This window comes from Gaiella sp., assembly GCF_035710885.1.
Lineage (GTDB): Bacteria > Actinomycetota > Thermoleophilia > Gaiellales > Gaiellaceae > Gaiella.
In genome coordinates, this window is the sequence record NZ_DASTCS010000065.1 from 1 (window position 1) to 6688 (window position 6688).

Consider the following 6688-nt stretch of genomic DNA (forward strand, 5'->3'; position numbering starts at 1 on the left):
CCACCTCCGCCATGAGCCGGCTCGCGATGCCTCGCCGCCGCGCGGAGCGGTGGACGAGCACGCGGGCGACCTCCGCGCGGTGCGGCTGGTTCGGGTGCGGCGGGAGGACGAGCTGGGCGGTGCCGATGAGCGCTCCTTCCGAGAACGCGGCCAGGAGTACGCGCCGGCCGCACGCGACGTCGACGAGGTACTCCTCGTACACGCGCAGGGCCTCCTCGTGCGAGAACGGCGCCAGGTACCCGACCGACGCCCCGCCCTCGACGCAGTCGACGAGGACGGCGGCGAGGTCGTCGAGGTGGGTCCGCGCAGCGGCGGCGTCGAGCCGCCGGATCTCGACCTCGACCGATTCGGTCACACGTACGCCGTCAGCTCGACGACGTTGCCGTCCGGGTCCCTGACGTACGCGGAGTGCGAGCTCCCGTGATCCTCGAAGCGGAACTCGACGTCGCGCTCGCGCAGGTGCGCCTGCGCGCGGTCGAGGTCGTCGCGCGAGACGGCGAACGCGACGTGCCGGAGGCCGGTGGACTCGTTACCGCGCTCGGGCGACTCGATTTCAGCCTGGAAGAGCGCGATGCAGGCGCCGAACGCACCCATGAACGCCGGCCAGTCGTCTTGCCGGGGCTCGTTCCGCTGCTCGAGCCCGAGCACGTCGCGGTACCACGCGATCGACGCGGCGCGGTCGCGCACGTTCAGCGAGACGTGGTCGAGCCGCTCGAGGGAGAAGTCGCCCATCGGCCGCCGCGCATCGTAGACCCGAAACCCGCGGCGCAGATGACTCTTGCCCTGCGGCGCCGTCTGAGCACCAACGACGAAGGAGCTCCGATCATGCGGAAACTGATCGCGACGGTGTTCAACTACTCGCTCGACGGCCTGCTTGCCGACGAGGGCACCGAATTCTGGGAGTTCTGCTTCAGCCTGCCGGAGAACCGTGAGCCCGACCATCGCCCGCAACTCGACTTCCTGGAGAGCGCGTCCGCGCACCTCTTCGGCCGCACCGCCTACGAAAGCATCTCCGAAGCGATGACGACCGCCACCGACCATCCCTTCGCCCCCATCCTGAACGCCGCGCCGAAGGTCGTCTTCTCCCGGACGCTGAAGACGGCCGAGTGGGCAAACACCACCATCGCCGGGGGTGACGCGGCGGAGGAGATCGACGAGCTCCGGCGGGGCGGCGACGGCCACATCGTCGTCTGGGGCGGCGTCAGCCTGTGGCGTTCGCTGATGCAGCTCGACCTGATCGACGAGCTGCGGGTGAGCATGTTCCCCTACGTCGCCGGCGAGGGCACCCGGCTGTTCGACGGCGTCCCCAGGTCGTACCGGCTCGACCTCGTCTCCACCGCCGCCTCCAGCAACGGGATCGTCGAGCTGCGCTACCGCCGGCACCACTGACCGAGCCGACGAGCTCCTGGCGTCGAGTCACTCAGTCGGCCGTGACGGCGACGAGCACGAGGAGCAGGAAGATGCAGTTCACCGAGATGTGAATCGCCATCGAGAGCGCGACGCTGCGCTTCCGCCAGACCGTGTAGATCCAGGGGAGCAGCCCGAGGATCCGGCCGATGTTCTGCCACGGCGTCCACAGGTGGTAGAGGGAGAAGAGCACCGCATTCAGCACGGGGGCGCCTCGGCCGAAGCGGTCGATCCGGGGAAGCAGATGGCCGCGGAAGTAGAGCTCCTCGACCACGGGCCCGAGGATGCCGTTGATGGCGAGGGCGGCCGCGAACACGACGACCACGACCCAGGTCGCGTACGTGCTGTCTCCCTCGAAGGAAGCGAACTCGCGGACCGACTCCGGATACCAGGCGAACAGACCGTCCGCAATCCTCCCGTCGAGCACGGCAACGGAGAGGGACAACATCAGGATGAACCAGGCGACGAGCGGCACGGTCCACAGGGCGATCCGCCGCGCCGGCATCGGCTCCCGGTAGTCGACGACCTCCCAAACCGACCAGCGACCGCTCTTCGACCTGCCCTGGTACAGCAGGTAGCCGAGCTCGATCGGGACGACGACGAGCGCGATTCCGATCAGCAGTGCGAGGATGCCCGGGATGCCCAGCGCGGCCGCGCCGAGCACGAACCCGAACAGCACGGCCCCCGGCAGCAGGTGGAGCACGATCGAACGCGGGAGCGAGTGCTGCTCCGCCGACACGTGCGGCGTCGTGCCCACACTCGGCGTGCGCGGCTTCGAGCGATGGGCCGACGCCGTCGTCGTGAGCCCGGACCTGCGCGCGGGGGCGCGCTCTCGTACCGCTGTTGGCATCGTGAACCTCCGCCCGAGTGCCTACCAGGCCGAGTCTCACCTGTCCGCGACCTCCAGCCGTCGGAGCTTCCCGTGATCTCGGATGTGGAGAAGCACGTAGCAGCCACACGAGCGCGGACGAGCATGATCTCCGAATCGACGACGGAAAGGGAGGACGCTCATGCGACGCTTGAACTTCCTGGACGACGAACCCTGGGACGAAGCCGATGACGACGTCAGGCGCCGGTGGTTCGGGCATCCGTTCGGCACCGACTTGCTCGGCGCGTCCTTGACCGAGCTCCTGCCCGGGGCGGACGGCGGGCCGTTGCACCTGCACTACGGGGTCGAAGAGATGTTCTTCGTGCTGAGCGGAACGCCGACCGTTCGCACGCCGGCGGGCGAGGAACAGCTCTCGCCCGGAGACGTCGTCTACTTCCCGGAAGGTCCCGGCGGCCTGCACACGTTCTCGAACCCGACGACCGAGCCGGCGCGCGTGCTCGGCATCTCGACGAAGCGGTTCCCCGACGTCGTCGCGTACCCGGAGCGTGGCGTCGCGTGGGTTGCGACGCGCCATCCCGAGCGCCCGGTGCCGGAGGGCGGTGACGAAGGGATCATCGCCCGCTTCGAGTTGCCACCGGGCGAGTGAAGCTCGCGAGCAGCGAGGCGTCTAGATTCCGTCCGTGAGCTTCTTCGTCGCCGCGGACGCGTACGACCGGTTCATGGGCAGGTACTCCACCCCGCTCGCGCGCCCGTTCGCGGACTTCTCCGGCGTCTCCGCCGGGCAGCGCGTGCTCGACGTCGGATGCGGCCCGGGGGCCCTGACCGCGGAGCTCGTCGGTCGTGTCGGTCCTGCCTCGGTGGCCGCCGTCGACCCCTCCGAGCCCTTCGTCGCGGCGCTGGCGGAGCGGCACCCGGGCGTGGACGTGCGGCAAGCGCCTGCGGAGGACCTGCCCTTCCCGGACGACGGCTTCGACGCGGCCCTCGCGCAGCTCGTCGTCCACTTCATGGCCGACCCGGTGTCGGGCCTCCGCGAGATGGGGCGGGTGACGAGGAACGGAGGCGTCGTCTCCGCGTGTGTCTGGAACCACGCGGGCGACGACGGGCCGCTCAGCCTCTTCTGGAACGTCGTCCACGAGCTCGACGGCGCCGTCCCCGACGAGTCGATGCTGGCCGGGTCGCGCGAGGGCCACCTCGCCGAGCTGTTCGCGGCGGCCGGGCTCCGGGACGTTGAGGACGGCGACGTGTCCGTGCGCGTGGAGCACGCGACCTTCGAGGAGTGGTGGGAGCCGTACACGCTCGGCGTGGGGCCGGCCGGTGCCTACGTAACGAGCCTCGATCCCGATCGGCGCGAGGCGCTGGCCGATCGCTGCCGCGAGGCCCTCCCCGCGGCGCCGTTCGAACTCACGGCGCGCGCGTGGGCTGCACGGGGTCGCCCGTGAGCGTGCTCAGCCCCCGAACCGCTCCCTGAGGAGTCGGGCGAGAGGCCAAGCGCCGTCCGTCGTGTTCGAGATCACGGTGTGCGTGAGGTCGGACCGCGGGTCGTGGACGGAGCGGAAGGAGACGCCCGCGTCCATCCCCTCGAGCACCACGCGGTCGCCGGAGGCGTCGAGCCAGAAGCCGAGGCCGTAGCGCCGGACGCCGTCCTCGCTGTGCGGGCGGGTCATCTCCGCGACGCGGTCGAGCGGGAGGATCTCGCCCGCGAAGAGCGCCGCCCAGAGGGCACGGATGTCGGCGGCGGTCGAGTAGATCCCGCCGTCACCGGATCCGCGGACGGGCAGATGGAAGACGTTCGTCCGCCAGCCCCCGTTCAGTTCCAGGTAGCCGAGCGCGACGCGGCCGGGCAGCTCGTCCGAGCGCAGAAAGGCAGTATCGGGCATGCCCGCGGGCCGGCAGACGCGCTCGACGACGAGCTCGTGGAACCCGACGCCGCTCGCGCGCTCCGCGAGCAGTGCGAGCACGACGTAGCCGCTGTTCGAGTACGAGAAGCGCTCGCCGGGGGCGAACTTCGGCGGATGCCCGTCGAGAGCGGTGAGGTACTCCTCGGTCGTCGCCAGCTCGTGGACTGGGACTGGCATGAGGTAGGCGGCGATGTCGACGTCCCCGTCCTCGTCGAGGTAGTCCCCGATCCCCGAGCGGTGCGCGAGCAGGTGCTCGACGGTCACGTCGTCGCCGACGAGAGGCAGGTCGTCCGCGAGGAGCGAGCGCGCGGGCGTGTCGAGTGCGAGCACGCCCTCCTCGACGAGGCTCGCCACCGCGAGCGCGGTCAGCCCCTTCGTGCCGCTCGCGAGCGCGAACCGGGTGTCGACCGCGTTCGGGACTCCCAAGCCGCGGTGTGCGGCGCCGTACGCCCTCTCGAGCTCGACCTCCGCTCCGCGGTCGACACGGACGACGCCGGAGAAGGCCGTCTCCTTCGCGATCGCGTCGAGTTCGCGCTCCAGCGCTCCCATGGCACCGAACCTAGCGCGTGCTGGAAGGCGATGTGGCGATGTTCCTCCTCGTGCTCGAGCGGTCGGCGCCGGAGTGCGACCTCTCGCGACCGCTCGAGGAGCAGTCCAGGTGGACGGAGCACGCGGCCTTCATGAACGGACTCGTGGACTCGGGCTTTGTCGTCCTCGGGGGCCCGCTCTCGGACGAGTTCCGCGTCGCGCACGCGGTCGAGGCCGAGTCGGAGGACGCTGTTCGCGAGACGCTCGCCCGCGATCCGTGGAGCGGGAGCCACCTGCGCGTGTCGACGATCGACCGGTGGAGGATCCGCCTCGACGGGCGCCCGCGCCGGACCTGGCCCTCGCCGCGCGTCGCGTGTTTCAGGGGTTGCTCGAGGGGAACGCGTGCACCATGGAACGGCGTCCGCACCACGACGTCGCGGTCGTCGGAGCGGGGCAGGCGGGGCTCGCGATGGGATGGTTCCTCGCCCGCCGGGGCCTTCGCTTCGTGATCTTCGACCGCGCCGTCTCGGTGGGTTCGGCGTGGCGTGAGCGCTGGGAGTCGCTGACGCTCTTCACCGCCCGCCGCTACGACGGCCTTCCGGGCCTCGAGTTCCCCGGCGACCCCGACGGCTACCCCGGCCGCGACGAGGTGATCGCGTACCTCGAGCGGTATGCCGACACGTTCGAGCTTCCGCTGGAGCTCTCGACCGAGGTGCGGCGGCTCTCGAGCGAGGACGGCGCGTTCGTCCTCGAGCTCGGCGGCCGGGCCGTTACGGCGGACCAGGTCGTCGTCGCCACCGGCCCCTTCCAGGCGCCATTCGTGCCCGCGCTCGCAGGCGGCCTCTCGCCCGAGGTCGTGCACATGCACAGCACCGGGTACCGGCGTTCCGACGACGTTCCGGGCAGCTCCGTACTCGTGGTCGGCGGCGGCAACACGGGCTTCCAGATCGCGAAGGAGCTCTCGGCGACCCACGACGTGCACCTCGCCGTCGGCTCCCGCCAGAAGCCGCTGCCGCAGCGCTTCCTCGGTCGCGACCTCTTCTGGTGGCTGACGAAGACCCGGCTCCTGCGGACGACCGTCGAGTCGCGGCTCGGACAGCGGCTGAGTGCGCGCGACGCGCTCATCGGCTCGAGCCCGCGCGAGCTCCGGCGCCGCTACGGCGTCGAGCTCCGGTCACGAGCGGTCGACGCCTCGGGCCGCACGGTTCGCTTCGAGGACGGGAGCGAGCTGGGCGTCGACGCGGTGATCTGGGCGACCGGCTACCGGCCGGACTACGCCTGGATCGACCTGCCGGTGCTCGACGAGCACGGGCGCGCGCGCCACCGGCGGGGCGCGACGGACGTGCCCGGCCTCTACTTCCTCGGCCTCACGTGGCAGCACACGCGCGGATCGGCTTTGATCGGCTGGGTGAAGGACGACGCGGAGTACATCGCCGGGCTGGTCGCCGACCGCGCAACGGCCGATCGGCTCCCCACCGACACGGAGGGCCTCGTTGCGGCCTCGCGGCCCGAGCGGATCGAGCTCGCGGACGGCGACTCCTGCGACCTCGAGATCGCCCCGGTCCGGAAGCGCATCGGCGACGCGACCGTGCGCATGCTCGCGTACAACGGCTCGATCCCCGGGCCGACGCTCGTGGCGCCTCAGGGAGCGACGCTGACCGTGCGCGTGACGAACCGGGGCGACCTCGACGCGACGGTGCACTGGCACGGCGTCCGGCTCGAGAACCGGTTCGACGGGACGCACGAAACGCAGGCGCCGATCGCGGTGGGCGAGACGTTCACGTACGAGGTCCAGGTGCCGGACCCAGGCGTCTACTGGTACCACCCGCACATCCGCGAGGACTACGGCCAGGAGCTCGGCCTGTACGGGAACATCCTCGTCGTCCCCGAAGAGCCGGGCTACTGGCCACCGGCCGACCGCGAGCTCCTCCTCACGCTCGACGACATCCTCATCGAGGACGGCAAGATCGCCGCCTTCAGTCACGAGGGGCCGACCCACGTCGCGATGGGCCGCTTCGGGAACGTG

Annotated in this window: 8 protein-coding genes; 4 read left to right on the plus strand and 4 right to left on the minus strand. The window is 71.0% G+C overall.

Annotation, left to right across the window (positions count from 1 at the left end):
• Together VFO26_RS15235 and VFO26_RS15240 are read right to left on the minus strand one after the other, a co-directional pair.
• A partial coding sequence (locus tag VFO26_RS15235) for a GNAT family N-acetyltransferase (RefSeq protein ID WP_325115910.1) occupies positions 1 to 355 on the minus strand: 355 nt, incomplete at its 3' end.
• The gene (locus tag VFO26_RS15240; RefSeq protein WP_325115911.1) at positions 352 to 732 is read right to left on the minus strand and encodes a VOC family protein; all 381 of its coding nucleotides are present in this window, start codon (positions 730 to 732) and stop codon (positions 352 to 354) included. The genes VFO26_RS15235 and VFO26_RS15240, both read right to left, overlap by 4 nt.
• Positions 733 to 825: 93 nt before the next feature.
• Between VFO26_RS15240 and VFO26_RS15245 the strand changes: the two genes are divergently transcribed.
• A complete protein-coding gene (locus tag VFO26_RS15245; RefSeq protein WP_325115912.1) occupies positions 826 to 1389 on the plus strand; it encodes a dihydrofolate reductase family protein in 564 nt (187 codons plus the stop codon).
• Positions 1390 to 1420: 31 nt separating this feature from the next.
• On the opposite strand, the gene VFO26_RS15250 is transcribed toward VFO26_RS15245, so the two are convergent.
• Positions 1421 to 2164 carry a type II CAAX endopeptidase family protein gene (locus VFO26_RS15250; protein ID WP_325115913.1) on the minus strand — a complete coding sequence of 248 codons (744 nt, stop codon included), beginning with the start codon at positions 2162 to 2164 and terminating at the stop codon, positions 1421 to 1423.
• Between the two features lie 253 nt (positions 2165 to 2417).
• On the opposite strand from VFO26_RS15250, the gene VFO26_RS15255 reads away from it, so the two are divergent.
• The gene (locus tag VFO26_RS15255; protein ID WP_325115914.1) at positions 2418 to 2882 is read left to right on the plus strand and encodes a cupin domain-containing protein; all 465 of its coding nucleotides are present in this window, start codon (positions 2418 to 2420) and stop codon (positions 2880 to 2882) included.
• 34 nt (positions 2883 to 2916) lie between these two features.
• Complete coding sequence (locus VFO26_RS15260; protein WP_325115915.1) at positions 2917 to 3675, plus strand: class I SAM-dependent methyltransferase; 759 nt, start codon at positions 2917 to 2919, stop codon at positions 3673 to 3675.
• A 6-nt stretch (positions 3676 to 3681) separates the two neighbouring features.
• Here VFO26_RS15260 and VFO26_RS15265 read toward each other — a convergent pair whose 3' ends face one another.
• On the minus strand, positions 3682 to 4683 hold the full coding sequence (locus tag VFO26_RS15265) for a serine hydrolase domain-containing protein (RefSeq protein WP_325115916.1): 1002 nt from the start codon (positions 4681 to 4683) through the stop codon (positions 3682 to 3684).
• Between the two features lie 295 nt (positions 4684 to 4978).
• Between VFO26_RS15265 and VFO26_RS15270 the strand changes: the two genes are divergently transcribed.
• A partial coding sequence (locus VFO26_RS15270; RefSeq protein WP_325115917.1) for an NAD(P)-binding domain-containing protein occupies positions 4979 to 6688 on the plus strand: 1710 nt, incomplete at its 3' end.